The sequence below is a fragment of the Allobosea sp. genome, from assembly GCF_030694325.1.
Classification (GTDB): Bacteria; Pseudomonadota; Alphaproteobacteria; order Rhizobiales; family Beijerinckiaceae; genus Allobosea.
On the sequence record NZ_JAUXYO010000019.1, the window covers coordinates 1 to 2130 of the forward strand.

2 protein-coding genes are annotated in these 2130 nt (G+C 66.1%); both read left to right on the plus strand.

Features of this window, described 5'->3' with window-relative positions:
- Window positions 1-688: Hsp70 family protein (locus Q8M82_RS00740; protein ID WP_305689478.1), on the plus strand; the 688-nt coding region annotated here is incomplete at its 5' end.
- Between the two features lie 154 nt (window positions 689-842).
- Window positions 843-1973 carry a molecular chaperone DnaJ gene (gene dnaJ / locus Q8M82_RS00745; RefSeq protein ID WP_305689479.1) on the plus strand — a complete coding sequence of 377 codons (1131 nt, stop codon included), beginning with the start codon at window positions 843-845 and terminating at the stop codon, window positions 1971-1973.
- Window positions 1974-2130: the final 157 nt, after the last annotated feature.

Below are 2130 nucleotides of genomic sequence, written 5' to 3' on the forward strand. Positions count from 1 at the left end.
GATCCCGACCAAGAAGAGCCAGGTCTTCTCCACGGCGGAAGACAACCAGCAGGCGGTAACGATCCGGGTCTTCCAAGGCGAGCGCGAGATGGCGGCCGACAACAAAATGCTCGGCCAGTTCGACCTGATGGGTATTCCGCCGTCCCCACGCGGCATGCCGCAGATCGAGGTGACCTTCGACATCGACGCCAACGGCATCGTCTCGGTGACCGCGAAGGACAAGGCCACCAACAAGGAGCAGCAGATCCGGATCCAGGCGTCCGGCGGGCTCTCCGAGGCCGACATCCAGAAGATGGTCAAGGACGCTGAGGCGAACGCGACCGAGGACAAGAAGCGTCGCGAATTGGTCGAGGCCAAGAACCAGGGCGAAAGCCTGGTGCATTCGACCGAGAAGTCGCTGAAGGATTATGGCGACAAGGTCTCCGCCGCCGACAAGACGGCGATCGAGACCGCGCTCGACGCGCTGAAGGCGGCGCTCGCCGAGGACAACGCCGAGACCATCACGGCGCGCACCACGGACGTCATGCAGGCCTCGATGAAGCTCGGCGAGGCGATGTACGCCGCCAGCCAGGCCGAGGGCGCGGCCGACGGCGAGCCGGCTGCCGAGGCCAAGAAGGACGACGACGTCATCGACGCCGACTTCAAGGACGTCAGCGACGACAAGGGTGACAAGAAGAAGAGCGCCTGAGCGCTCGTCTTCCTCGACAACGACGTCATGGCCGGGCTTGACCCGGCCATCGCGTTACGGGATTGCGTCGTGACGCAACAATCTCGCTCTTGCGCGCAATGACGACGGGCCTGAGGCCCGCCGCGGCGAGGATGAGCGAAGGGGCCGGTGTTTGATGTCCAAGCGCGACTATTACGAAATCCTCGGCGTCTCCAAGACGGCCAGCGACGCCGAGCTGAAGAGCGCCTTCCGCAAGCTGGCGATGCAGTGTCATCCCGACCGGCATCCAGGGGACACCGCGGCCGAGGCCAAGTTCAAGGAGTTGAACGAGGCCTATCAGGTTCTGTCCGATGGACAGAAGCGCGGCGCCTATGACCGCTACGGCCATCAGGCCTTCGAGAATGGCGGCGGGGGCGGCGGCAACCCGGATTTCTCCGACTTCATGTCGGACATCTTCGATTCCTTCTTCGGCGACGCCCGCCGCGGCGGACCGCGCAGTGCCAATGGCCGCGAGCGCGGCGCCGATCTGCGCTACAATCTCGAGATCGGCCTGGAGGACGCCTTCGCCGGCAAGAACGCCTCGATCCGGGTGCCGACCTCGATCGCCTGCGAGGTCTGCTCGGGCACCGGCGCCAAGCCGGGCTCGAAATCGCGGCAGTGCCCGACCTGCGGCGGCCATGGCAAGGTGCGCGCCAATCAGGGCTTCTTCTCGGTCGAGCGGACCTGCCCGACCTGCGCCGGCCGTGGCGAGATCATCGACGACCCCTGCAAGAACTGCCAGGGCGCCGGCCGCGTCACGCGCGACCGCACGCTCTCGGTCAACATTCCCGCCGGCGTCGAGGACGGCACGCGCATCCGCCTCGCCGGCGAGGGCGAGGCCGGCTTGCGCGGCGGCCCGGCGGGAGACCTCTACATCTTCCTCTCGATCCAGCCGCACGCGATCTTCCAGCGCGACGGGGCGGACCTGTTCTGCCGCGTGCCGATCGGGCTGGTGCAGGCCGCTCTCGGCGGCGAGATCGAGGTGCCGACGCTGACCGGCGAGCAGGCGCGGGTGAAGATCCCCGAGGGCACCCAGACCGGCAAGCAGTTCCGCCTCAAGGGCAAGGGCATGAGCGTGCTGCGCTCGCGCGAGATCGGCGACCTCTATATCCAGGTCGTGGTCGAGACGCCGCAAAAGCTGACCGCACGCCAGCGCGAATTGCTGCAGGAATTCGAGCGCGAAAGCTCGGGCGCGACGCATCCGGAGGCCGCCGGCTTCTTCGGCCGCGTGAAGGACTTCCTCGGCGGGATCGGCGGCACCGCCTGAACTCCATCGTCATCAACTCACTTGCGCTTCGCGTGTTGACAGACGGAGGTCACGGATTTTTGCGTTTGCGATGACGATGAGTTTTCGCATGACTGCGGTGATGGCGACGATCGGTTTTTTGCCGTGTTGGCAGAGCCTTTCGTAGAAGTCGCGCAGG